At 31.1% G+C, this 23632-nt stretch carries 23 protein-coding genes; 8 read left to right on the top strand and 15 right to left on the bottom strand.

Going from position 1 to position 23632, the window contains the following annotated elements:
* Positions 1–43 precede the first annotated feature (43 nt).
* The 13 genes from V6624_RS03520 to V6624_RS03460 form a co-directional block, all read right to left on the bottom strand.
* A complete protein-coding gene (locus tag V6624_RS03520; RefSeq protein ID WP_008462215.1) occupies positions 44–508 on the bottom strand; it encodes a Fur family transcriptional regulator in 465 nt (154 codons plus the stop codon).
* A 183-nt stretch (positions 509–691) separates the two neighbouring features.
* Positions 692–1234, bottom strand: coding sequence for a hypothetical protein (locus V6624_RS03515; protein WP_111287559.1), 543 nt, complete (start codon positions 1232–1234; stop codon positions 692–694).
* A 17-nt stretch (positions 1235–1251) separates the two neighbouring features.
* Entirely contained in the window at positions 1252–3471 is a 2220-nt protein-coding gene (locus tag V6624_RS03510) for a RelA/SpoT family protein (RefSeq protein ID WP_111287557.1), read from the bottom strand.
* Between the two features lie 332 nt (positions 3472–3803).
* Positions 3804–4592, bottom strand: coding sequence for a TrmH family RNA methyltransferase (locus V6624_RS03505; protein ID WP_111287555.1), 789 nt, complete (start codon positions 4590–4592; stop codon positions 3804–3806).
* Between the two features lie 153 nt (positions 4593–4745).
* Positions 4746–5675, bottom strand: a complete 930-nt coding sequence (locus V6624_RS03500; protein WP_111287553.1) for a DUF2167 domain-containing protein — start codon at positions 5673–5675, stop codon at positions 4746–4748.
* 29 nt (positions 5676–5704) lie between these two features.
* Positions 5705–6802: a phosphoglyceromutase gene (locus V6624_RS03495; protein ID WP_111287551.1), complete on the bottom strand. Its 1098-nt coding sequence runs from the start codon at positions 6800–6802 to the stop codon at positions 5705–5707.
* A 180-nt stretch (positions 6803–6982) separates the two neighbouring features.
* Entirely contained in the window at positions 6983–8128 is a 1146-nt protein-coding gene (locus V6624_RS03490; RefSeq protein ID WP_111287549.1) for a transglutaminase domain-containing protein, read from the bottom strand.
* 63 nt (positions 8129–8191) lie between these two features.
* A complete protein-coding gene (locus V6624_RS03485) occupies positions 8192–9523 on the bottom strand; it encodes a DUF58 domain-containing protein (protein ID WP_111287948.1) in 1332 nt (443 codons plus the stop codon).
* A gap of 115 nt (positions 9524–9638) precedes the next feature.
* Positions 9639–10652, bottom strand: coding sequence for an AAA family ATPase (locus V6624_RS03480; protein ID WP_111287547.1), 1014 nt, complete (start codon positions 10650–10652; stop codon positions 9639–9641).
* A gap of 107 nt (positions 10653–10759) precedes the next feature.
* Complete coding sequence (locus V6624_RS03475) at positions 10760–11962, bottom strand: DUF4350 domain-containing protein (protein ID WP_338840857.1); 1203 nt, start codon at positions 11960–11962, stop codon at positions 10760–10762.
* Entirely contained in the window at positions 11955–12728 is a 774-nt protein-coding gene (locus V6624_RS03470) for a DUF4129 domain-containing protein (protein WP_338840856.1), read from the bottom strand. Before V6624_RS03470 ends, V6624_RS03475 begins: the two co-directional genes overlap by 8 nt.
* A complete protein-coding gene (locus V6624_RS03465) occupies positions 12721–13677 on the bottom strand; it encodes a hypothetical protein (RefSeq protein ID WP_338840855.1) in 957 nt (318 codons plus the stop codon). The genes V6624_RS03470 and V6624_RS03465 overlap by 8 nt, the downstream gene beginning before the upstream one ends.
* Positions 13677–14654: a stage II sporulation protein M gene (locus tag V6624_RS03460; protein ID WP_338840854.1), complete on the bottom strand. Its 978-nt coding sequence runs from the start codon at positions 14652–14654 to the stop codon at positions 13677–13679. Before V6624_RS03460 ends, V6624_RS03465 begins: the two co-directional genes overlap by 1 nt.
* Before the next feature lie 20 nt (positions 14655–14674).
* On the opposite strand from V6624_RS03460, the gene V6624_RS03455 reads away from it, so the two are divergent.
* The 6 genes from V6624_RS03455 (at position 14675) to V6624_RS03430 (ending at position 20477) form a co-directional block, all read left to right on the top strand.
* Positions 14675–15418, top strand: a complete 744-nt coding sequence (locus V6624_RS03455) for an RDD family protein (protein WP_338840853.1) — start codon at positions 14675–14677, stop codon at positions 15416–15418.
* Positions 15419–15517: 99 nt separating this feature from the next.
* Positions 15518–16366: a hypothetical protein gene (locus tag V6624_RS03450; protein WP_338840852.1), complete on the top strand. Its 849-nt coding sequence runs from the start codon at positions 15518–15520 to the stop codon at positions 16364–16366.
* Between the two features lie 79 nt (positions 16367–16445).
* Entirely contained in the window at positions 16446–17048 is a 603-nt protein-coding gene (locus tag V6624_RS03445) for a trimeric intracellular cation channel family protein (RefSeq protein ID WP_111287533.1), read from the top strand.
* 2 nt (positions 17049–17050) lie between these two features.
* Positions 17051–18025 (top strand): GNAT family N-acetyltransferase, encoded by a 975-nt coding sequence (locus V6624_RS03440; RefSeq protein WP_338840851.1) that lies wholly within the window; start codon positions 17051–17053, stop codon positions 18023–18025.
* 13 nt (positions 18026–18038) lie between these two features.
* On the top strand, positions 18039–19193 hold the full coding sequence (locus V6624_RS03435; protein WP_338840850.1) for a DegT/DnrJ/EryC1/StrS family aminotransferase: 1155 nt from the start codon (positions 18039–18041) through the stop codon (positions 19191–19193).
* Between the two features lie 33 nt (positions 19194–19226).
* A complete protein-coding gene (locus V6624_RS03430) occupies positions 19227–20477 on the top strand; it encodes an O-antigen translocase (RefSeq protein ID WP_111287946.1) in 1251 nt (416 codons plus the stop codon).
* A 22-nt stretch (positions 20478–20499) separates the two neighbouring features.
* Here the strand turns inward: V6624_RS03430 and V6624_RS03425 are convergent, their stop codons facing one another.
* Positions 20500–21387 carry a glycosyltransferase family 2 protein gene (locus V6624_RS03425; RefSeq protein WP_111287527.1) on the bottom strand — a complete coding sequence of 296 codons (888 nt, stop codon included), beginning with the start codon at positions 21385–21387 and terminating at the stop codon, positions 20500–20502.
* Between the two features lie 86 nt (positions 21388–21473).
* On the opposite strand from V6624_RS03425, the gene V6624_RS03420 reads away from it, so the two are divergent.
* The gene (locus V6624_RS03420) at positions 21474–22307 is read left to right on the top strand and encodes a glycosyltransferase family 2 protein (protein WP_111287525.1); all 834 of its coding nucleotides are present in this window, start codon (positions 21474–21476) and stop codon (positions 22305–22307) included.
* Positions 22294–22707: a sugar 3,4-ketoisomerase gene (locus V6624_RS03415; RefSeq protein ID WP_111287944.1), complete on the top strand. Its 414-nt coding sequence runs from the start codon at positions 22294–22296 to the stop codon at positions 22705–22707. Before V6624_RS03420 ends, V6624_RS03415 begins: the two co-directional genes overlap by 14 nt.
* Here the strand turns inward: V6624_RS03415 and V6624_RS03410 are convergent.
* On the bottom strand, positions 22694–23629 hold the full coding sequence (locus tag V6624_RS03410; RefSeq protein WP_111287523.1) for a glycosyltransferase family 2 protein: 936 nt from the start codon (positions 23627–23629) through the stop codon (positions 22694–22696). The two genes, V6624_RS03415 and V6624_RS03410, sit on opposite strands and share 14 nt — an antisense overlap.
* Between the last annotated feature and the right edge of the window lie 3 nt (positions 23630–23632).

Below are 23632 nucleotides of genomic sequence, written 5' to 3'. Positions count from 1 at the left end.
ATTTTCTTTTTTTTATTTTTTTGAAAAGTCTAATTTGAAAAGACTATGAATTTGAGTTTTGCTTTTTGTTTCCGTAGAAATAAAGCGAGTGATTTGTAATTTCAATATCAAAAATTTCTTCGATAGTCTTTTTGATGGTTTGAATTCTTGGATCACAAAATTCGATTACCTCACCAGAATCTGTCATAATGATGTGATCGTGCTGTTTATCAAAATATGATTTTTCGTAGTAAGCCTGATTTTGTCCAAATTGATGTTTTCTAACCAAAGCGCAGTCCAACAATAACTCGATCGTGTTGTATAAAGTAGCTCTACTTACACGATAGTTTTTGTTTTTCATCTTGATATAAAGGTTTTCTATATCAAAATGCTCCTCGCTATCGTAAATTTCCTGAAGTATAGCATAACGCTCAGGAGTTTTGCGATGCCCTTTTTGTTCAAGATATAGTGTAAAAACATTTTTTACAATTTCTTGATTCTTAGTGTTGTCAGTTGAAATAAGTGTCATATCCGGCAAAGATAATTTTTTATTTTTAATGAATAAAAGTTTCGGGTTTAAAGTTTAACGTTTAAACTTGTTTTTGATTAGTGATAATGCACTAAATACAGGCTTTTGCGTTAAAAATATTTTGAAAGCTTAATTTAGCTTAATTAACATAATTTTTTTAATTTATGAAAAAACTAACAATGGTTAACTTGATTTCGACATGTACATATACCAGTTCCATTCCCAAGTTTTTCCTTTGTCATCAGACATTGCCTGGCTCCAAACAGGATTCTTTTCGTCTCGAGCATCCCATCGGAATACTTGAATAACTGGTTTTTCATTAAAAACATCTTTAGAAAAAAAATGCCCCACTTTATTTTCAAAAGAACCAACTACAGGTTTGTCTAATGTTCCTGTGTTAGAATCAGACCAGTAAATGCTCCACAATTTTGTTATCGGATTAAATAATCTTACTGTCATACCTTCAAAAGGTTCTCCATCAAAAGTGGCTAGAAAATTATCAATGTTTCCAATTCCATTTAAAATCTTGTACATTTCCTGTGTTGAAGGAAATTCAATCCACTCATCGCAATTCGTTAATCTGGATTTTAATTTTCTATTACGAATAACAGATTTTCCTTGAAAAAAATCAAAATCGTCTTTTGATGAAGATTCAGATGCCGTAATTAAAAGCTCTCCATTTTCATCAAATTCTATTTTAGGAATTTCTAAGGATTTATTTTCCATGATTAATAGTAATTAGTTTAAGTTCTATACTCTCTAGTAACCTTATCAACTCCGTCAATTTTTTTGATGGCGCTAATCATTTTTTTCAAAATAGTATTGTTTTTAACAATTACGGCAACTTGTCCGTGGAAAATTCCAGCATCTGTACTCAGTGAAATACTTTGAATATTTACGCTCATATTGTTTGAAATTACTTTTGTCAATTGGTTGGTAAGTCCTAAAACATCCATTCCGGTAATATTGATAATGGCTTTGAATTCTTCTTGAGAAGAATCAATCCATTTGGCGCTCATGATTCTGTAAGCATAATTAGACTGCATTCCGATCGCGTTCGGACAATCTTTTTTGTGCACTTTTATTCCTTCGTTAATGGTAACAAAACCAAAAACATCATCACCTGGAATTGGGTTACAGCATTGCGAAAGCTTATAATCTAGTTTGTCATGTTCTGTTCCAAAAACCAGCATGTCATAATTACTGCTAATGACTGGTTTGTGAATATCTTCATCTGCGGTATCTTTCGTTCGTTTAATTTTATTTTTAAAGAAATTGATAAACGAATTGCTTTTCTGCGCCGCAAAATCTTTTAATTGCTGATTTTCGATCGCACCAATTCCAACTCTATAAAATAAATCTAAACTTGTTTTTAGTTTAAAGAAGTTAACTAACTCGTTTGTTACCTGTTCGTTGAACGTAACTTTTAGATGTTTTAATTTTCTAACAAGTAATTCTTTTCCTTCTTCTGCAATTTTTTTAGTGTTCTCGTTAAGAACGTTTTTAATTTTATTTTTAGCTCTCGAAGTTGTTACATATTCTAACCAGTTTACCGTTGGTTTTTGGTTTGGAGAAGTAATTACTTCAACCTGATCACCACTTTTTAGTTCGTAGTTTAATGGAACTAGTCGTCCGTTTACACGAGTTCCGCGAGTTTTAATTCCGATTTCAGAGTGAATGCTGAAAGCAAAATCAAGAGAAGTTGCACCTTTTGGCAACGATTTGATTTCTCCTTTTGGAGTAAAGATGAAAATTTCTTTTGAATACAGATTCATTTTGAAATCTTCCACAAAATCAACCGCATTGGTTTCTGGATTTTCTAATGCTTCACGAAGTAAATTCAACCAAACATCTAAACCACTTTCTTCGCTTGCGCCATTTTTGTATTTGTAGTGCGCAGCATAACCTTTTTCTGCAATTTCGTCCATACGTTCGCTTCGAACCTGAACTTCAACCCAGCGTCCTTTTGGTCCCATTACAGTAATGTGAAGTGCTTCATAACCAGTTGATTTTGGTGATGAAATCCAATCACGCAAACGGCTCGGACTCGGTCTGTAATGATCCGTTACAATCGAATAAATTTTCCAAGCTATGAATTTTTCTTCCTGTGGAGAAGCTTTGTAAACAATTCTAAGGGCAAATTTGTCATAAACTTCATCAAAAGTTACGTTTTGAGCACGCATTTTTCGACGAATAGAATAAATCGATTTTGGTCGGCCTTTGATGATATAATCTACGCCTTCGTTATCTAAAGATTTTTTCAAAACATCCGAAATATCTTTGATATAAGCATCTTGCTCTTCTTTAGTTTCACGAATTTTACTTACGATATCATCATAAACTGCTGGTTCAGTATATTTTAATCCTAAATCTTCTAGTTTAGTTTTAATGTTATAAAGTCCCAAACGGTGCGCTAGAGGTGCGTAAATGTATAAAGTTTCAGATGCGATTTTGGTTTGTTTGTATTCTGCCATCGAATCCATTGTCTGCATGTTATGCAAACGGTCAGCCAATTTGATTAAAATTACACGAACATCATCGTTCAATGTCAGAATCATTTTTCTGAAATTCTCCGCCTGCATTGAAGCATTTAAGTCTTTTTGAACCAATGAAATCTTAGTAAGACCTTCAACCAGTTGAGCTACTTTCGGATTAAACAAACGTTCAATATCTTCAACTGTAATTGGAGTATCTTCAACAACATCGTGAAGTAAGGCCGCAGCGATAGAGGTCGCTCCCAGACCAATTTCTGAGGCAACAATTTTTGCAACTGCAATAGGATGAAAGATATACGCCTCACCAGATTTTCTTCTCTGTTCTTTGTGCGCATCTACGGCAACATCAAAAGCTTTTCGAATTAATTTTTTGTCGGTTGGGCTTAAAGTTTGGTAACTTATTCGTAGTAATTCTTTGTATTCCTGCGCAATAGCTTTGTTTTCTTTTTCTATATCTATTTCTGTCATAACGGCATAGTTCAAGTACTAAAAATAAGAATTAGTTTGAACATACGCAAGGGAATGGATTGTTGATTTTAGAGTTCAGATTTTAGATTTTTGAGGGTGAAATTTTGGATTTTTCGTCTCTGGAAAGGGCTTCGACTTAGCTCAGCCTGACAGCTGAAAAGGGATTAAAAATAAATTCCAATTTTTTATCCCGAAGCCTCGGGACCAAATTCCAAAAAGGAGCAAAGCGACTTTTAGAAAATCTAAAATCTAAAATCTAAAATCTAAAATCTAAAATCTAAAATCTAAAATCTAAAATCTAAAATCTAAAATCTAAAATCTAAAATCTAAAATCAAAACCCTCTTTGTCTTTTAGCTTCAAAAATTAAAATAGCGGCTGCAACAGAAACATTCATACTATCAATTTCGCCTTGCATTGGAATAATAATGTTTTGAGTTGCATTATCACGCCATTCTTGCGTTAAACCTGTTGCTTCTGTTCCTACAACCAAAGCCGTTGGAGTGGTGAAGTTTTGAGTGTGATAAGAAGTTGAATTTTGTAAAGTGGCGCTATAGAAATTGATCTTTTTTTCTTTTAAAAAAGAAATGATTTCTGTGGTTGTTCCAGTTGCAATTTGGTTGGTAAATAAACAGCCAACGCTTGAACGAACAATATTCGGATTGTATAAGTCGCTTTTTGGATTGGCAATCAAAACGGCATCTAAATTGGCAGCATCTGCTGTACGTAAAACAGCGCCAATATTTCCTGGTTTTTCCAGAGATTCAACAACCAGAATTAATGGATTATCAGATAATTTTAAATCAGATAATTTTAGGGATTTGCTTTTAGCTACAGCTAAAATTCCTTCTGTCGTATCACGATAAGCAAGTTTTTGGTAAACCTCTTTATTGATTTCAATGATTTGAAACGGATTTTTAATTAGTTTATTGATTTCTGATTCAGAAACTAATTCAGGTAAAAATAAAACCGTTTCGATTTCATAGCCTCCTTTTATAGCTAATGAAATTTCTCTTAAACCTTCAATCAAAAATGTTCCGGTTTGTTTTCTGGCTTTGGATTTTTCCTGAAGTAAAACCAAAGATTTGATAAACGGATTTTGAATTGAAGTGATTTGTTTCATTTTTTTAAGGCTCAAAGTTGCAGAGGGGCAAAGGTACAGAGTTTTTTTCTTCCTGCAAGCCATAAAAAATAGCCACGAATTCACGAATTATTTTTTTCTGCTAAATAGTAAAAAAAATTATTAAAAATCCATGAATTCGTGGCAAACAAAACTTTACTCTTCGGTAGAATTGTTTTCTTCTAAAAGAGCTGTTTCTTCAGCAGGTTTTGTAACTATTTGGTCTTTGTTTCCAAAAAGAAATTTCTTTATTGCAGCAAAAGCCGCTATAATTCCGATTACGATAAACTTTCCGAATTTTGCCAAAATAGCAAAGAAACCAACTTTAGCTAATACTTTTCCAGCAACTAATCCGCCAATTGTCCATGCAGCAACGGTATCAGTATCGGCATCAAAATCTAAGTATTTATTTCCTTGATCAAACGCAACACTTTTGATGATTTCTGGAATACTTGCTTTTACTTCTGCTAATTGATTTACACCAGCAACAGCAGAAATATTATACATTCCTTTTCTTCCTAAAACTCTTAAATCGTAATTTAAAGTGTGTTCTTTATCTTGACCGAATTGTAATTCTTTTGCCCAATGAAGCACTTTTAAATTGTTGTCATAGAATGGAGTAGAAGCCCACCCGATCAATTGAACTTCAGGATAACCAGCTTTTTTTCTTTCTTCATTTTCTGTCGCTACATCTTCCTTCATAGTTTTCAGAAGATCTGTATAATCAATATCACCTGCATCATCATCTTTTACATAACCATCTCCTTGATAGCTAATTACAAACATCCAGCTGTCACCATGGGTAACGCCTTTTCCATCTGGAACAAGTGATCCTAGAATTGATTTATCTTCTGGATTTCCCCATAAATTGCTAAGTACATTTTGAGTTTGTTCTCCATTTAAAAATTTAAATCCTTTAGGAACATTCAAAGTTCCGTTGCCTTCAGTAAGTGTAATTTTTCCTGTTTCGTAGTTAAAGGATTTTTCAATTTTGTCATAATAAGCTTTGAGCGTATCAGGTTCTTGGGCGATCATTTTGGTAATTGAAATCGTCCATAACAAAAGAAATAATAAAGGTTTTTTCATTTTTGGTTGATTGGTTAAAGATTAATTATTTATGGTTTTTGGTTACTTTGTAATAATTCTGAAACTTCTTTTTCTACAGGATGTGAGGTTTTAAAATCATAACCCATCAATTTTGCTAAAGTTTGAGCAAATTGTTTTTGATAGAATTGAGCTTCTGTTTTGATTTCGCCTTTTGGGGCAATTTCTGGACCCATTGCGGCAAACCAAATTTCAGATGCTCCTGGAACATCAGAGCCATGATCTGTCCATTGCGATTTTACTTTATTGCCACGACCGTGATCTACTGTTATAAATAGGGTTGTTTTGTTTTTGTATTGAGGATCGGTTTGAACAAAATTCCAGATTTCCTGAATCCATTTATCTACTTGATTTGCAGCATCAAGATACGATCTGTAATCTCCGTGATGTGCCCATTCGTCGGTTTCACCGTAGGCGATGTATAACACTTTTGGCTTTTTCGTTTTTAGTTCATCTAATGCTTGATAATGTGTAAAAACGTCTAAACATTCATCTTCATGAAAAGGTTTAAATGAATTGTCACGCATTTCGTTCAGTAATTTTTGAGCTGCTGTTGGTTTGTTTCCGCCCACTTTATCAAATGCAGAAATGACAGGAAAACCGCTTCTTTCTTCATTTAAAATTCGGTCAAAAGCATCCCAAGCTCCAAAAGCTGCAACTTTTCCTTTTAGTTTAGCCTGCTGATTTAAAAACTCTAAAACATTGACATTTGGATTAGGTTTGTAGCCATTTGAGTTAACCTGAAGATCAACATTTCCAGTCATAATTTCGCTATAACCAGGATAACTAAACCAATATGGATTGGCAACATCGACTTTGTTTCCTAAATCTCGATTTCCATAAATTTGACCTTTTGAGGCAATTTCAGACCAGAAAAAAGGCATTAATTTTTTACGAGATTCTTTGATATCTGGATTCCCGTATTTTTTATAAATGTAAGCGCTGTCTCCTTGATTAAATTTTTTATCATTGGCAATTGCTGCATCCACTCCTTTAAAAACTTCCTGCCATCTAAAACCATCTGTAGTGATAATAATGATGTTTTCTGTTTTTTGTGCTTGAGATTGAATGCTTAATAAAATGAACAGAATTAGGATTGCTTTTTTCATAGCTTATTAGTTTGAAATAGAATTCAAAACTAATTAATTTAATCAAGCAATTTTTACGGGATGACGTAAGGTAACTATAAATTAATAATAGATAAAAAGCTGATAAAAGCCAATATAGGGAAAAGAAGGTTTCACATAACCATTTTACTTTTCCCTAATATTGAACACTAATAATATCCTTTATTTTGTTGGCTTAGCCCAAAACAAATTTGGATTATTTGTCTTGTAATTTGTAGTTTTTACGTTTGTTTTAGTATTCGTAGACTCTGTTTTTTGTGGAGTTTGCTCGATTCCATCTAAAGGCAATAGTTCAATATACGCAATTTCTTTTCCGTCTTTTGCAGTTTCAGTATCGTATTCGCTGTAAACTGGAGTTTTTAGCCTATATAGATTTTTAGCCATATAAGTTTCTAAGTAATATTCTTTAGTCTGCGTTGCTTTGTTGTTCCAGTTTGCTTCTGGATTTAGAATCAATGTTTTGCCGTTAATTAATCTTTCTCTTACTTCTTGAATTCCAAGTAATTCTCCTTTCTCATTCATAACATAAGCATCGAAAGTAGGATCAATCCAAATCCATTTTTTAAATTCGTTGCTGTAAACCATATTAATTACGTGGCAATCATCAAAATCAGTTTCCTTTGGCATGCAGGTAATATATCTGGATTTTATGCCCATAGCTAAATAACATTCATTAAGAATTGTTGACATCATTCTGCAGTTAAGACCTCGATTTTCGGTTTTGCAAATTTTAATTAAATCAATAGCATTTTTTAAATCTGGATTATAACTAGCTCCATCATGTCTAATTATTTTATGTACCCAATGCAGTAAATTAAGAATTTGAGAGGTTTCGCTTCCAGTTCCAGCAATTGAATCCAATTTTAAATCTTTTCTAATTTTCATTAGGTTTGGATTCTCCATTGGTTGATAAGTGAATTCAGGAATAAAACGATTGTCAGAGTAGTTGTACTTGGCTGCTTTTTTTAGTATTTCCAAACGAGATATAACGGCTTTATACTTGATCTGTGTATGAGCTTTTACAGAATCATTAAGTAAAATCACAAAATCAAATTGAGTGTTTTTTTTAATTTTTACAGAGATAGAATCTTTATCAGTAATAAAAGTGACTTTTTTTCCTAAAGATGATGTTTCGTATACATCAGGATTTAGTTCAGGAGAAATGTTCCAAGATTGTTTTTTATATTCTTTACCGTCTCTAATATCAAGTTTTTTTGATACTGCTTTTATAGTTGGAATATTTTGTTGACTTATAACTAACTGTGCTAAAAAGCTAAAAAAGATAATAAGACTGATTTTTAATTTCATTTTTTGATTTTTGATTGAGAATAATATTTTGATTGAAATGGAACAAGTTTGATAATGAGTAGACTACAAAATTCCTCTAGATTTAATCTCCAGATATTTGTTGATTGCGTCAAGCGTAAGATTTTCTGGCTGCGTCAAAACCGAATGTATTCCGTATTTCTTTAATTCGTTTACGATTAAACGTTTTTCGAACATGAATTTTTCGGCAATAACTTTGTCGTAAACTTCCTGAATAGTAGTTGTTTTTTTATTGATGATGGAGTTGAGTTCTGTATTTTGGAAGAATACCACAACTAGCAAATGGCTTTTTGCAATTCCTTTCAAATAAGGTAATTGACGATTTAAACCATCCATTGTTTCGAAATTGGTGTAAAGAATAATTAAACTTCTCTGATTGATGTTTTTCTTAATATCAACATACAATCGGCTGTAATCGCTTTCAAAAAAATCTGTTTTGATATTGTATAAAGTTTCAAGGATTTTCTGCATTTGAGAACCTCTTCTTTCTGCAAAAACTCGGTTTTCTACTTTTTTAGAAAAAGAAAAAAGTCCAGCTTTATCTTGTTTTTTGAGAATTACATTAGATAAAACCAGAGAAGAATTAATAGCATAATCTAATAAGCTTAATCCACCAAAAGGCATTTGCATGACGCGGCCTTTGTCGATTGCCATATAAACCGACTGCGATTTTTCGTCCTGAAACTGATTCACCATCAAAGAATTTCTTTTTGCGGTAGCTTTCCAGTTTAAAGTTCGCAAATCATCACCTTGAACATATTCCTTAATTTGTTCGAATTCCATTGTATGTCCAATTCGGCGTATTTTTTTAATTCCGTATTGAAACAGATTATTCGAAAAAGCAATTAAGTCGTATTTTCTTAGCTGAATATAAGAAGGATACGTTGGAACCATTTGATTATTATCAAAAGAAAATCTTCTAGAAATCAGTCTTAAAGGCGAAGAAACATAAACATTTAAAGAACCGAAATAGTATTCTCCGCGTTGTGTTGGGCGAAGATCGTAACCAATTTCTTTTTGTGCTGCAGCTTTTATGGTTTTTACAATCTTGAAGTTGCGAACTTGAAATTGAAACGGAATTTCATCAATAATTTTTACCGAAACTGGAAAATTATAATGATTCTTTAAATTGATTTTGATAGGATTTAAATCTCCATTTGATAATTTTTCTGGAGTAATTCTTTCAGCTTCAAGTCCTGTTCTTGCTAAATACAAAAGCAAAATGTCAAGTCCCAAAAAAGTAACTAAACCCAAAACAAGCAGCCAAACTGCATTATACATATTTGGAAAAATAAATGCACAGATAAACAATCCTATAACGCCTATTAGCACATAGAAAAAGAAATTGTTTAGATATAGACTTTTTATGAATTTCATTTTTTTTGTTTCAAGTTTTCTTTTTGTTTCAGGTTTCAAGTTTCGCATTTCTCTGTCAGGCTGAGCGAAGTCGAAGCCATCTCACAATTAACCATTAACCATTAATAATTAACAACTATCTCGGTATTTCTACCGTTTCAATAATCTGTTTAATGATTTCTGAACTTGTAATTCCTTCCATTTCGCGTTCTGGAGCAACAATTACACGATGCTGTAAAACAGGAATTGCTGCTTCTTTAATATCTTCTGGCGTAACAAAATCACGTCCGCGGATCGCGGCGAAACCTTTTGAAGCGTTCAAAATAGCGATTGAAGCACGAGGCGAAGCCCCTAAATATAAAAAGGCATTTTCGCGCGTATTTACTACAATTCGAGCAATGTATTCTAATAAGTTTTGTTCTACTCTAATTTGTTTAACCAAACCTTGATATTCTTTGATTTCTTGAGAAGAAAGAATGGTTTTAATCGCATCTAATTTTCCATGATCTTGTAATGAATGTTCTCTTTGAATGATTAAGATTTCTTCATTCAATTTTGGATAATCAATCGTAATTTTAAAAAGAAAACGATCCAATTGCGCTTCAGGTAAACGGTAAGTTCCTTCCTGTTCTACTGGATTTTGAGTTGCAATAACCAAAAATGGCGCTTCTAACTGATAAGCAGAACCGTCAATTGTAATTTGACGCTCTTCCATAACTTCAAAAAGTGCAGCTTGTGTTTTTGCTGGAGCACGGTTAATTTCATCAATTAAAATCAAATTCGAGAAAATTGGCCCTTTTTTGAATTCAAATTCTGAGTTTTTCAGATTGAAAATAGAAGTTCCTAAAATATCAGAAGGCATTAAATCTGGTGTAAACTGGATTCTGCTGAAACCAATATTTAAGGTTTTAGCCAATAATTTAGCCGTAATTGTTTTAGCAACTCCAGGAACACCTTCTAAAAGAACGTGACCATTTGATAAAATAGCAACTAAAAGCTGATCTACCATTTTGTGCTGACCCACAATAACTGTTTCGATTTCTTTTTTGATCGTGTTTACATGATCTAAAAGCGGTCCTAAATTAATTCTTGTTTCAAAATTCACATTTTCGTTTGTGATTTCGTTTGATGTTGTATTGATATCGTCCATAATTTGGTCTTTTATTTTATGTTTTTTTTTGCCACAGATTAGAAAGATTAAAATGATTTTATAAAAAACTAATCTGTGTTAATCCGTTTAATCTGTGGCTAAATAAATTAATGTAAAATCTTTTCAATTGCCGTATTTATTCGAATCAGATCATCTTCGAGACTTCCGTGATAACTGTTTCGATGGTCGTTAATTAATTGAATCAGTTCTCGAATGTCTTTTTCGTCTTTTCCAGTTTTATAATGCAGTTTAGTTATAAAATCATCATCGAGTTTTGAAGTATCAAGCAAATAATCGGTTCTGATTTTTTCTAAAAAGTAAATAATTTTTTTGTCAATAATATTGGTATGATCGCCTTCTTGATAATATAAATTTCCAATTGTTTTGGTAAAATCAACCGTTAAATTCTGCAAAGGTTTTATGATTGGCACAATACGCTGTTTTCGTTTTGCATTGAAAATCATAAAAATAAGAATTCCAATTAAACCTAAATACCAAGCTGACTTTAAAGCAGGCTGACTCCAAATATAACGCAGTGGCGAACTTGAAATACGCTTATCATTGAAGCTTTTATTGTACCAGAAAATGTTTCCTTTTGGAACATAAGACATGACATTTTCAGCATACAAGTAATGATCTTTTTTCAGTAAATTATAATTGGTAAAAGCTACAGGCTGCGTATGCAGATAGATATGACCATTTTTATAAGGAACTTCAATAAAGTTAATCTGCCTTTTGTTTTTATTGCTTGTTTGATATCCTAAAACTTTTGTCTTTAAAGTATCAATTTTAGAAAAATAATCACTTAAACCAGTATTGAAAGTATATTTTTTGGTGCTAACCTTTTGATTTGCCATCCAAACCGAAATACTTTCAGAAGGCATAAAATCTGTTTTTAATTCAATTTTTAAAGAATCTAGCAATGGTTTTGGAAATACTTTCATACTTAAAAAAGCATTATTTCCGTGCGATACAAAGTATAGAATCTCAGTCATAGATTGATCGTCAATATTATTGACTTCTGAGATATTAATAAAAGTACCTTTAATTTTATAGGTTTCTACACCTTCAGTTTCATCATATTGAGAATCCAAATATTCGTATGGAGTCTCGATCGAGATTCTTTCTATTTTCTGTTTAAAAAGAGCATCAGCTTCTTGATTAAAAACAAATAAACCAAACGGAATTTTATCTTCAACAGAGTATGTCGGAGTCCAGTCAATAGGTTTTGGCTGACCTTTGTCTACAAGTAATGTTATTCCGAAAATTAAAACCAGAATAGCAATGTATATTTTAACTTTATTATCCATTACCAAACGTTTTTAATGCTTTTTTAAATCTGTTTTCAGTCTTTCTAAATATGGCATCATCAATCTCAAATTCGCCGTACCAAATATAATTGTACAAATAAGAAAGATAGGTAAACTCTTCTTTATGAGCAGGACTTTGCAGTTCATACAAATAATCAGAGTTGGTTTTTTCGATATCCCATTCAATATAATGGTGCTGTGCCATTACTTTTAAAAGCCATAAATAATAATATCTGACAGCAATTCTTTTTTCGCCAGCTTCAATACTTTCTCGAATAAGTTTTTCGAAATCTAAAAGATGAATATTTTTTTCTGCATCTGAATAAAACAGTGTTCTTTTATTGGCATTTTTTCCGAAAATCCATCTTCCTTCTTGTTTGGTTAATGCTCTGGCTATAAAGTAAATCAGAACGATAACCACAAGAATTGCAATTATTCTAAATAAAATGGCAACAAAATTAAGAGATGTTTTTACGCTGCTGAAATTAAATAAACTAGCAAGTTGTCTTGCCAGCCAATGCATAAAATGATCGAGCAAGCTTTTTTCAGGAGCTTTATATTCGTAGATAAATTCTTTGTCAGTATATTTTTTCTTGAAATTTTTCTCAAAATGTCTAGCCTCAACAGTTCCAGAATCGACTTTAATGTCTTTCTCGGTATATTTAATTGCGGCAATTTTTGGCGGATCTTCTTTAATAAGAGTATCTTGAGCATTTAAAGTGCTCAAGCAGAAAAGAAAATATAAAATAATAAAAAACCTATTCATTAGTATGATCTCCAATTAAATCAATTGATTCAGATTCAAGTTTGTTTTCTGATTCTAAACTATAATAAACCATTCCCTGATTAATTATAATTACATTATTAAAAATGTTGCCAAGGATAATAAGAACAATTACGATAATCGTTATAAAACCGATTAATAAAGGCGATGGTTCTAAAGCTTTTGTGCTATTTGAATCAGAATTTCCGATAAAATAGGCAAGCGAGATAAATAAACCCACAAAGTAAAAAAACATTGTTATGGCGGTTTGAACAAACTGCATGATAATCATCATAATAAATGTTGTCCCGATAGTATTCCAAAAATCTTTTTTGACTAAATAAATGGCATGTTTTAACGATTCAAAAAAGCGTTTTTCCTCTGTTAGATAACTATAAAACCAAAGATTTAAAAACGTAAAACACGTTGGCAAAGCAATTATAAGCAACGGAATCCCAATAATAATGAAACATAAAAGAAACATGATAATTAATGCTATCAATAAAACGGGGAAAACTATAAATAAAAATCCGAAGCTAAATTTTATCAATTTAAATAGAACCTTGAAAAAATTTGAAAGGACATCATTTAATTCAAAATCCTTTTTGCCGGTTCCTAACATTTTCAAATATAAAACAGGATACGCATAATTAAACAAGGATAAAATCAGGAATAGAAGTACAGAAATAAATATTAAAAGAACTGTAAGAGCTTCGTTATTATTGAAATGCTCTAATAAATCACTTTTTAATTGCTGATTTTCGAAACCTGAATTTTTTATAGCTTCGAAATTGACTTCAATCAAAGTATAAATCATAATTCCAAAGAGAACTAAGAAAGCTCCATTTACAATGAAGAAAATCTTAAAAAAGTTTTTTCCAAAATCTTTGAAAAAAGTAAAAGTGTCGCCTAAATTATCGCCTAATTGTCGTTTTTTATAAAGCTCAAACATTATAAATTAATTGATTTTGAAGTTATTTTTTTGTGCACAATAAAAGGATAAATCAGGTAATAAAACGAAATTATGGCAAGTGTAATCAAGATAATAAAACTGCTTAACCAATTTGGCATATCGATAGAATATCTTGTAATGAAACCTTCTAAAAATCCAGCACTTATCGTGAAAGGAAAAGTACTTAAAAATATTTTGAAACTATTTTTGAAACCAATTTTAAAAGAATTTAATCTGGAGAAAGTTTTAGGAAATAGGATAGAAGCACCCAAAATAAATCCAGCAGTTGTTTCGATTACGATAGCAAAAATTTCCATAGAACCGTGAATCCAAATTCCTCGAACGCTTTTCCAGAAAACACCTTGCTCGTAGAAAAAATATTGAAAAGACCCGAGCATAATACAGTTTTGAAGGAAAACATTAAAAGTTCCGATTCCTGCAAAAATTCCATAGAAATAACATTTTGCGCCCACAAAAAGGTTATTTACCGTAATGCCAATAAAACTTCCCCAATTGCTGCCAGAACCATATACGGCCATCGGATTGCCTTTTTTGATGTTCTCTAAAGTCATGTTTACATAATCGTCTCCTAAAATTAGGCGTACAAAATCACGATCATAACGAGCTGAAAGAGCACCAATTCCAACGGTGACAAAAAATAAAGCAAAAGCATAAACCAAATACCTTCTGTATTCGTAAACCAGCAATGGCACTTCAATTTTAAAAAAATCTACAACTCGATTTTGATCCGTACGTTTGGTTTTATAAATCTTTTGATAAATCTGAGAAGCCAAATGATTTAAATACACAACCGTTTTGCTTTTAGGGTAATACGTTTGGGCATACGACAAATCATTCATCATTTGAATGTACAAATTAGCTAATTCATCAGGATTTTTTTTAGCTTTACCAAAAATTGCCAGCTCAAATTCGAGCCATTTTTCTCTGTTTTGTTTTATAAAGGCGATTTCTCTCATTGCAGGCTAAAATATGAAATATGTCAGAATTATCTATTAATACGACACAAAATGTCAAAATAAATTTTATTGCTGCTTCCGTAGGCGAAAGACTCGGAGCATTTTTTATTGATTTGTTTATTATAATCTGTTATATAACAGCTATTTCCATTATTATTTTTGACTGGCTTCAGCTAGATCGATTCATGGTTGATTTAGACGATTGGTCTCGTGGCGCTATCTTTTTAGTGCTCTATTCGCCAGTTATAGTGTATTCGCTGGTTTTAGAAAGTGTTTTTGAAGGACAGTCGCTTGGTAAAAAATTAGTAAAAATTAAAGTCGTTAAAATTGATGGTTATCAAGCTGGTTTTGGCGATTATTTGATTCGTTGGTTTTTTAGAGTAATTGACTTTTTTACTCTTTGCGGACTTCCTGGTCTTATTAGCGTAATTACAAGTCAAAAATCACAGCGATTGGGTGATATGGCAGCGGGAACTGCAGTTATTACTTTGAAGAATAAAATTAATATCAGCCATACTATTTTAGAAGAAATTGGCGAAGCGTATGTACCAACTTATCCTTTGGTAATCAAGCTTTCAGATAATGATATGCGTATTATTAAAGAAACTTATCAAAAAGCAGCGGCTAAAAATGATCATGAAGTCATTTACAAATTGGTGGCAAAAATTGAAAGTGTAACAGGTATTAAAAATCAATCAGGAAACAATAGCGACTTTATACGTGTAATTTTAAAAGATTACAATTTTTATACACAACACATGTAATCTTTTCTTTAAGGATTTGAAAATGTTTTTCAGCTTTTGCTGATAATTTTTTATATTTAACTGATTATTAGTTAGTACGGTTTAATTAAAAAATAAAACATGAAAAATTCGAAGCTTTTCTTTATTGTATTTTTGTTACTTGCTACTTTTTTTGGTTTCGCTCAAGGCGGAAAAAAACTAGATAAAATCATAAAAAGAGATTATCAGATTATTGAATGTACGATTTCAAAAATGTCTGATAAAATCGTTGAATATTCACTTCCAGGAGAAACAATTCAGATTTCACTAGATGTTTCGCAAATTGCCAAAATTGATTTTGCGAGCGGAAGATCTCAAACATTTAATGTCAGCCAAACCAATAATTCTTCTTCATCTGGCTCGCCAGCAATTGCATCATCTGAAATGAAGACCAATACCATAGCGGTACTTCCAGTTCCTTATTTAAATTCTGACACTCAGGAAAGTTCTGAGGAAATGGCAAAATTTGCACAAAATGACCTTTATAATAAATTGCTAGACAAATCTTCAAATATTTTACCGTTGACGGTTCAAGATTTAAGAACCACAAACAGCTTGCTGCACAGCGCAGGAATTGATTATAAAAATATTGATGAAACCCCAATCGAAGATTTAGAGAAAATACTTGGTGTAGATAATATTGTAGCGGTAAAAGTTTCTTATACCATAAACTCTGGGACAACGGCAACTACTTATAACAGCGGAAATGCAAAAGTAAGCAACGACAATAAGAAAGTAAAAACCAATGATGTTTCGACTACAACATCCAGTACCCAGGTTTATTATTACTATACCATATATTTTGACATGTACAAAGATGGTTCAAAGATCTATTCTCATACCCGTAAACCGTTTCTGGCAGTAAAAGACGGTTGGATGGATTCGGTTACTTATTTATTAAAAAGAAGTCCGATTTATGTAAAAAAATGATGATCGTTTTTATGAGTTAGATTTGTTAAGATTATTCCTTACAACTTTGTAACTTTGACCCTTTGTAACTCATAAAAAAATGTTTCACTTACTTGATATTATTGGGACAATGGCATTTGCAATGTCCGGCGCTTTAACAGCAATGCATAAAAAACTTGATCCGTTTGGGGTTTTTATCATTGCATTTGTAACTGCAGTTGGAGGAGGAACGCTTCGTGATGTCTTAATAGGCAGAACTCCAGTAGGCTGGATGCGCGATATGCAATACGTTTATGTGATCATTTTAGGATTTTTTCTAGCGATTCTTTTTAGAAAAAGCTTTGATAAACTTCGAACTTCTTTGTTTCTATTCGATACAATTGGTCTTGGCGTTTTTACTTTAATTGGTCTTGAAAGAGGAATTGTAACAGGGCTTCATCCAGCAATTTGTATTGCATTGGGAACAATGACAGCTTGTTTTGGAGGCGTTATTCGGGATATTTTATGCAATGAAATTCCGAACGTTTTTAGAGAAGAAATCTATGCAACAATTTGTATTTTCGGCGGAATCGTATTTTTTGGATTGCGAAAACTAAATTTAAACGACGATATTTTATATTTAGTTACTTCGCTTGTAATCATTGTGATAAGATTAATGGCAGTTAAATACAAATGGCATTTAAAAGCATTCGATCATAAATAAGCATGAAATATAGCATTAAAAAATATTCTGAAAATGATTATTCAGTTTGGAACGATTTTGTCGCTCAAGCTAAAAATGCTACATTTTTATTTCATCGTGATTTTATGGAATATCATAAAGATCGTTTTGATGATTTTTCGCTTTTAGTTTTCGAAGACGAAAAACTTTACGCTATTCTTCCGGCCAATAAAAAAGATAATTCTGTATATTCTCATCAAGGTTTAACTTATGGCGGATTGGTTTATAAAGAACAAACAAAACTTAAAACGATCATTGAAATTTTTAGGGATTTATTGTTTTTTTTGAATGAAAATAATTTCGACAAATTATGCCTCAAAACGCTTCCTTCAATTTATCATTTAAAACCAGCGGAAGAAATTTTATACAGTTTGTTTCTAGCAGAAGCAAAACTAGTTAGACGAGATTCTCTTTCTGTGATTGATTTGCAACAGAACAACATAATTTCTAAAATTAGAAAAAGAGGATTAAAAAAAGCAATTTCTAATGAATTGATTATTAAAGAAGATAATCAGTTTGAATTATTTTGGGACAAAATTCTTATCCCGAATTTAGAAAAAACGCATAATGCAACGCCAGTTCATTCAATCGATGAAATAAATACATTGAAGTCACTTTTTCCTGAAAATATTCATCAGTTTAATATTTACCAAAAGGATGAAATTATTGGTGGAACAACGATTTTTGAAACAGAAAGCGTTGCACATTGCCAGTATATTTCCAAAGATCCAAATAAAGAAGATTTAGGAAGCTTGGATTATCTTTTTCATTACTTAATTCATGATCGATTTTCAAAAAAACGTTTTTTTGATTTCGGAATTTCAAATGAAAATCAAGGCAAAAATCTGAATGAAGGATTAACCTATTGGAAAGAAAGTTTTGGCGCGGGTACTATTGTGCATGATTTTTACGAAATTGATACTGCCAATTATACTAAATTAGAAGATATTCTTATTTAAAAACAGAACACAAATGATATCTTTTCTTGATCTTAAAAGAATAAATGAACCGTATGAAACTGCTTTTCAGCAAAAACTGAAATCGGTTTTAGAAAACGGCTGGTATATTTTAGGAAAAGAACTGGAAACATTTGAAAAGGCTTTCGCCGAATATTGTCACTCTAAATATTGCATTGGAGTTGGAAATGGTTTTGATGCTTTAGCTCTTATTTTTAAAGGTTATATTCAGCTTGGAAAACTCCAAAAAGGAGATGAAGTTATCGTTCCTGCAAATACGTATATCGCGAGTATTTTGGCTATTTTACAAGCCGATTTAATTCCAGTTTTGGTCGAACCAAAATTAGAAACCTACAATATCGATCCCGATTTAATTCAGGAAAAAATCACATCAAAAACAAAAGCCATTTTGGCGGTTCATTTATACGGACAATTAGCCGAAATGCAGAAAATAAATGAGATCGCAGAAAAACACAATTTAATTGTCGTAGAAGATGCTGCACAATCTCACGGAACAGAAGAATTTAAATTCCAATCCCGAAGCCTCGGGATAAATTCCAAATTCCAAAACTCAGTTGTCACTCTGAGCGGAGTCGAAGAGCTTTCTTGTACCTCTGCCTACAGTTTTTATCCAGGTAAAAATCTAGGATGTTTGGGCGATGGCGGAGCAATTACAACAAATGATTCTGAATTAGCAAAAGTGCTTTTTTCACTTCGAAATTATGGTTCTGAAAAGAAATATCACAACGAATACGTTGGTGTAAATTCGAGATTAGACGAATTGCAGGCTGGTTTTTTAAATTTGAAATTGCCCAATTTAGATGCAGATAATGAAAAAAGAAGAGCCATTGCAAAACGATATTTAGCAGAAATCAAAAATGATAAAATTGTATTGCCATTTTGGGATTTTTCTAATAATCACGTTTTTCATTTGTTTGTCATTAGAACAGAAAACAGAGAACATTTACAGGAATATTTAGCTCAAAATAATATTCAAACTGTTATACATTATCCGATTCCGCCACATCAGCAAAAAGCTTTTTTAGAATGGAATAATTTGTCATTTCCAATTACAGAGAAAATTCACAAAGAAGTTTTAAGCTTGCCAATAAGTCCAGTTTTGACACAATCTGAAGTGGATTTTATTATCGAAATTTTAAACCAATACTAATTGAATTTCTATAGAAAAATAATTCAAACGAGTTTGTTTAAGATCACATCTTTAAACAGTTTTAGTGTTGCTTTAAAAATTGGAATTGGATTAATTACTTCGAAAATATTAGCAATTTTCGTTGGTCCAAGCGGAATGGCTTTGGTCGGAAACCTTCGTAATTTCTTGACTTCATTAGAAAATATTTCCACTTTAGGTTTTCAAAACGGAATTGTAAAATATACGGCTGAAAATGAGAAAACTAAAACCGAACTTCAAAAAATAGTTTCTACGGTTTTTATCAGTTTATTAGTTGTTGCGCTTCTGCTAAGCGGAATTTTATTTTTTACTGCTTCTTATTGGAACCAGAAAATCTTTGGAAATAATGCCGAATATTTAATTGTTTTTAAAGTCTTAGCATTGGTCTTACCAACTTACGGACTTTCTATTTTTTTAATTGCTGTAATCAATGGTTTGGGCAAATTTCAAAAAGTAATCTGGATCAACATTATCGGAAATATTATTGGTTTACTAATTTCCATTTTTCTGATTCTACAATTCAAAACCTCTGGAGCTTTGCTAGCAATTGTAATTGCGCCAGCTTTCTTGTTTTTTGTTACTTTTTATTTGGTTCAGCGAGAGATTCAGTTTCTTCAAATTATAAAATTAGATTTCTTCGATTTTAAAATTTTAAAAAATCTTTCGTCTTATTCTTTAATGGCGTTTGTTTCGTCTGTTTTTGGACCTTTTGTATTTCTTGCAATTCGAAATTATATTATTCATAGTTTAGGAATTGAGCAAGCAGGATACTGGGAATCAATGACGAGAATTTCGTTCTATTATCTAATGTTTGTAAGTACCATTTTAAGTGTTTATTTTCTGCCAAAATTAGCTAAAGCAGAAAATGATTTGGAAACAAAAAATATCTTTTTGCAGTATTATAAATTCATTCTTCCAATCTTTATTTTGGTGCTCACTCTCCTTTATTTTATGAGATTTTTTATTGTCCGACTGCTTTTTACAAAAGATTTTGTGCCCGTAACCAATTTGTTTTTCTGGCAGCTTTTAGGAGATGTTTTTAAAGTTTGTGCGCTTATTTTAGGATATCAGTTTTTTGCAAAAAAAAAGACTTCAGCATTTATTTTAACCGAATTATTTTCGCTTGCAGTTTTGTACTTTTTCAGTTTGTATTTTATTAAAATTTATGGAATTGAAGGAGTGGTGATGGGATATGCGCTGGATAATTTTGTATACTTTATTCTATTGCTTTTTTACTTTAGATCTGTTGTTTTTAGACGACAATAATTAAAATGAAGTTTTTAAATACTTATTCAAATCGCAATTTTAATTCTAGAGGAATGTATTTTATAAAAAGCGAAATGTCTAAAGTTCTATACGCTTTTTCCATTTCAAAATGCAGCCTCTTTAAAAGCGCTTTGTTTTCTTCTTTGGTTTGGTTTAATGCAATGGCCTTTTTTATAACTAAATAAGTCGATCGATTTATCTTTTTTGTTCTTGAATTGAATCTTTTATAAAACATATTTCCTAAAGAGTTGGCAAGCTCTCTTTTTTGAACTAAAATAGCATCTATGAACTCGAAATTGTAATTTCTTGAAGCTCTAATCCAAATGTCTAAATCTTCATAAGATAAATTTTCATCGTAGCCGTTTAATTCAATTAACACTTCTTTTTTCATCATTGAACTGATAGAGCAAATCATACTGCTTTGGCTTAAAATTGCTTTATAAATGTCTCCAGAAGCAGGTTTTACGATTGCTTTTTTATCAGTATCAACTTTGTAATAATAGTTTAGATGTGAGTTGTTTTCAGAAATAATTTCGGCATTTCCATAAACTATCGCTAATCGATCCATTTTAGAATTTAAGAAAGTGTTGATCTGTTTTTCAACACAATTCGGTAATAGTACATCATCAGCAGCTAAATCAATGATAAAATCTCCATTTGCTAATTTTAATGCTTTGTTAAAGGTTTTTGTATTGCCTAAATTGCTTTCATTAATTACAAGTTTAGCTTGAGAATAATTCTTTTGCCATTCTTTAATTTTTTTTGCAGAAGAATCATTACTAAAATCATCTGCAACTATAATTTCAATACTTTTGTAAGTTTGATTTACAATACAATTTAAAGCCTCTATTACAAACTTTTCATGATTGTAGCACAAACAAATAACAGTTACTAAAGGAAGGTTGTGCATATTAAAATTAAAGTGTTAAAATGAGTTTGTAAAATTCAAAAATAAGAATATTATAGTGTTTTATGATTGTTTAATAGAATTGAAAAATGAATATTTTGTTTGAAGAAAAAGATTTGGAGATATTAATTTCGACAATGAACAGAGATTCGTTGGATTTTTTAGTTCCCATGTTTCCATCTTTAGATTATTCGAAAATTTCAATATTAATAATCAATCAGGTTGAAAATGAAACAAAACTTAACTCGAGTTTTCCTAATATACGAGTTATAAATTCATTTGAAAAAGGACTTTCTAAAAGCCGAAATTTAGCATTACAAAATGCGATTGGAAATATTCTTTTAATTTCGGACGATGATGTAATGTTTCAGGAAGGATTTGCTGCAAAAATAATTGGAGCTTATAATAAATATCCCAACGCTTCGACGATAAAGTTTTGCGCTCTGAAATCAAATAAAAAGCCTTTGAACAAATATTCAGCCAATTCTAAAAGCCATTTAAATGCTTTTGATATCTTGAATACAAGTTCTATTGAATTAACTTTAAATAAATTTCAGGTTGATTTTATAAAATATAGATTTGATGAAAATTTTGGACTGAGAGGAATTTTTGAAATGGGAGAAGAAGCTGTTTTTTTATCAGATTTAAAGAAAGATGGCAAACAGCTCGTTTTTGAACCTGAAATAATTGTTGCACATAACAACTCAACTTCTTCAGAGAAAAGAGATATATTAGACAAGTATTTTATTAGCGGAGCATTGTTTACCAGAATCTTTAAAGAAAAATATATCTTTTGGATTTTTATAAAGATGTTTTTTGATTTAAAACAGAAAAAAATAAAATTTGAAAACATCAAAACCGTTCTGAAAAGTGCAAAAAACGGACATGAAAAATTTGAAAGAATCCAACATGAAAATAAATAATAGAGGAATACAAATTATTTCAATTCCTAAAATTGAGGAACGAAGAGGAAATTTATCTGTAATAGAAAATGATACGATTCCTTTTGATATAAAAAGAGTTTATTATTTATATGATATTCCAACAGGATCAGAACGTGGCGGACACGCGCATAAAGATCTTCGGCAGTTTTTGGTTGCTTTGAGCGGAAGTTTTGATGTTGTTTTAAATGACGGAAAAGAAGAAACAATTATTACTTTAAATAAACCGTATGAAGGTTTACTGATCAATTCTGGAATTTGGAGAGAACTTCAGAATTTTTCTTCGGGTTCGATTTGCCTAGTTGTGGCTTCAGAAGTTTATATAGAAGAAGATTATATTCGGGATTTTGATGAATTTATAAAATACGTTAACCGTAAATAGAAAAATCAATTCCGCTTTGCTTTAATTTTTTTTTCAATTTTAAAAGAAACTGCAAAACGAAAGGCGGAACTTTTAATAAAAATTGAACTTTAAAAGGGATATTTTCCTTGTCAACATCTTTTAAATAAAAATTGAATTTGGTTTTATTCCCAAAAATATAGTAGTGTAATCCATATTCAATTCGATATAAATCAAGAAACTTTTTAAGAGATGGATTATCTTTTTCGAAGATTTTGAATTGTTCAAAATCCATTAAAATCCTCGAATTTATTTTGCGTTTAGTCAAACTATTGTCAATATCATAATTGTAAATAGCAGTAGTTTTATTTGTAATTGCTACAGGAAAACGGATTCCAATTTTGGTCCATAACTCCAAATCTTGTCCATTTGTTATGCCAGGTGTAAAACCTCCTATATTTTCTAAAATTTCTTTTGATATTGCCAGCGATGAAGTCCAAGTAATTCGGGATGGTTTATTAGAATAAAAATAATCATTGATAATCCCTTTAAAAGAATTTGCTATTCCTTGAAATACTGGGGTTTTAAAATGATTTGTACCAATTTTAGTTTTATATCGAGAGCAATACATGCCGCAATTAGGGAAATCAAGAATTAATTTATGCAATTCTTCTAAATGATTTGGAAACCAATAATCATCAGCATCAAGAAAGGCTATAAATTTTCCAGAAGATTTCTCAATTCCAAAATTTCTTGCAACAGAAACGCCTTGATTTTTTTGATTAAAAATTTGAATCCTTTTGTCATAAAATTTTCTTGCAATAGCTTCACTTGCATCAGTAGATCCGTCATTTATTATAATGATTTCATAATCAATAAAAGTTTGATCGAAAATACTTTTGATAGCGTTTTCGATATGATCAGCTTTATTGTGTAACGGAATAACTACCGAAAAAAAGACCATAAT

This window comes from Flavobacterium ginsenosidimutans (genome assembly GCF_037478105.1).
Classification (GTDB): Bacteria; Bacteroidota; Bacteroidia; order Flavobacteriales; family Flavobacteriaceae; genus Flavobacterium; species Flavobacterium ginsenosidimutans.
Note: the sequence above shows the minus strand (reverse complement) of the source record. Positions and strands in the feature narration are given on the sequence as shown.

What these genes read in the sequence shown, in the direction of transcription:
- V6624_RS03410 (WP_111287523.1), bottom strand. Translation starts at nt 23,629, where the DNA reads ATGGTCTTTTTTTCGGTAGTTATTCCGTTACACAATAAAGCTGATCAT.
- V6624_RS03505 (WP_111287555.1), bottom strand. Translation starts at nt 4,592, where the DNA reads ATGAAACAAATCACTTCAATTCAAAATCCGTTTATCAAATCTTTGGTT.
- V6624_RS03445 (WP_111287533.1), top strand. Translation starts at nt 16,446, where the DNA reads ATGTTTCACTTACTTGATATTATTGGGACAATGGCATTTGCAATGTCC.
- V6624_RS03465 (WP_338840855.1), bottom strand. Translation starts at nt 13,677, where the DNA reads ATGTTTGAGCTTTATAAAAAACGACAATTAGGCGATAATTTAGGCGAC.
- V6624_RS03495 (WP_111287551.1), bottom strand. Translation starts at nt 6,802, where the DNA reads ATGAAAAAAGCAATCCTAATTCTGTTCATTTTATTAAGCATTCAATCT.
- V6624_RS03420 (WP_111287525.1), top strand. Translation starts at nt 21,474, where the DNA reads ATGAATATTTTGTTTGAAGAAAAAGATTTGGAGATATTAATTTCGACA.
- V6624_RS03425 (WP_111287527.1), bottom strand. Translation starts at nt 21,387, where the DNA reads ATGCACAACCTTCCTTTAGTAACTGTTATTTGTTTGTGCTACAATCAT.
- V6624_RS03490 (WP_111287549.1), bottom strand. Translation starts at nt 8,128, where the DNA reads ATGAAATTAAAAATCAGTCTTATTATCTTTTTTAGCTTTTTAGCACAG.
- V6624_RS03455 (WP_338840853.1), top strand. Translation starts at nt 14,675, where the DNA reads ATGTCAGAATTATCTATTAATACGACACAAAATGTCAAAATAAATTTT.
- V6624_RS03510 (WP_111287557.1), bottom strand. Translation starts at nt 3,471, where the DNA reads ATGACAGAAATAGATATAGAAAAAGAAAACAAAGCTATTGCGCAGGAA.
- V6624_RS03475 (WP_338840857.1), bottom strand. Translation starts at nt 11,962, where the DNA reads ATGGATAATAAAGTTAAAATATACATTGCTATTCTGGTTTTAATTTTC.
- V6624_RS03435 (WP_338840850.1), top strand. Translation starts at nt 18,039, where the DNA reads ATGATATCTTTTCTTGATCTTAAAAGAATAAATGAACCGTATGAAACT.
- V6624_RS03515 (WP_111287559.1), bottom strand. Translation starts at nt 1,234, where the DNA reads ATGGAAAATAAATCCTTAGAAATTCCTAAAATAGAATTTGATGAAAAT.
- V6624_RS03485 (WP_111287948.1), bottom strand. Translation starts at nt 9,523, where the DNA reads ATGAAATTCATAAAAAGTCTATATCTAAACAATTTCTTTTTCTATGTG.
- V6624_RS03450 (WP_338840852.1), top strand. Translation starts at nt 15,518, where the DNA reads ATGAAAAATTCGAAGCTTTTCTTTATTGTATTTTTGTTACTTGCTACT.
- V6624_RS03480 (WP_111287547.1), bottom strand. Translation starts at nt 10,652, where the DNA reads ATGGACGATATCAATACAACATCAAACGAAATCACAAACGAAAATGTG.
- V6624_RS03440 (WP_338840851.1), top strand. Translation starts at nt 17,051, where the DNA reads ATGAAATATAGCATTAAAAAATATTCTGAAAATGATTATTCAGTTTGG.
- V6624_RS03470 (WP_338840856.1), bottom strand. Translation starts at nt 12,728, where the DNA reads ATGAATAGGTTTTTTATTATTTTATATTTTCTTTTCTGCTTGAGCACT.
- V6624_RS03460 (WP_338840854.1), bottom strand. Translation starts at nt 14,654, where the DNA reads ATGAGAGAAATCGCCTTTATAAAACAAAACAGAGAAAAATGGCTCGAA.
- V6624_RS03520 (WP_008462215.1), bottom strand. Translation starts at nt 508, where the DNA reads ATGACACTTATTTCAACTGACAACACTAAGAATCAAGAAATTGTAAAA.
- V6624_RS03500 (WP_111287553.1), bottom strand. Translation starts at nt 5,675, where the DNA reads ATGAAAAAACCTTTATTATTTCTTTTGTTATGGACGATTTCAATTACC.
- V6624_RS03415 (WP_111287944.1), top strand. Translation starts at nt 22,294, where the DNA reads ATGAAAATAAATAATAGAGGAATACAAATTATTTCAATTCCTAAAATT.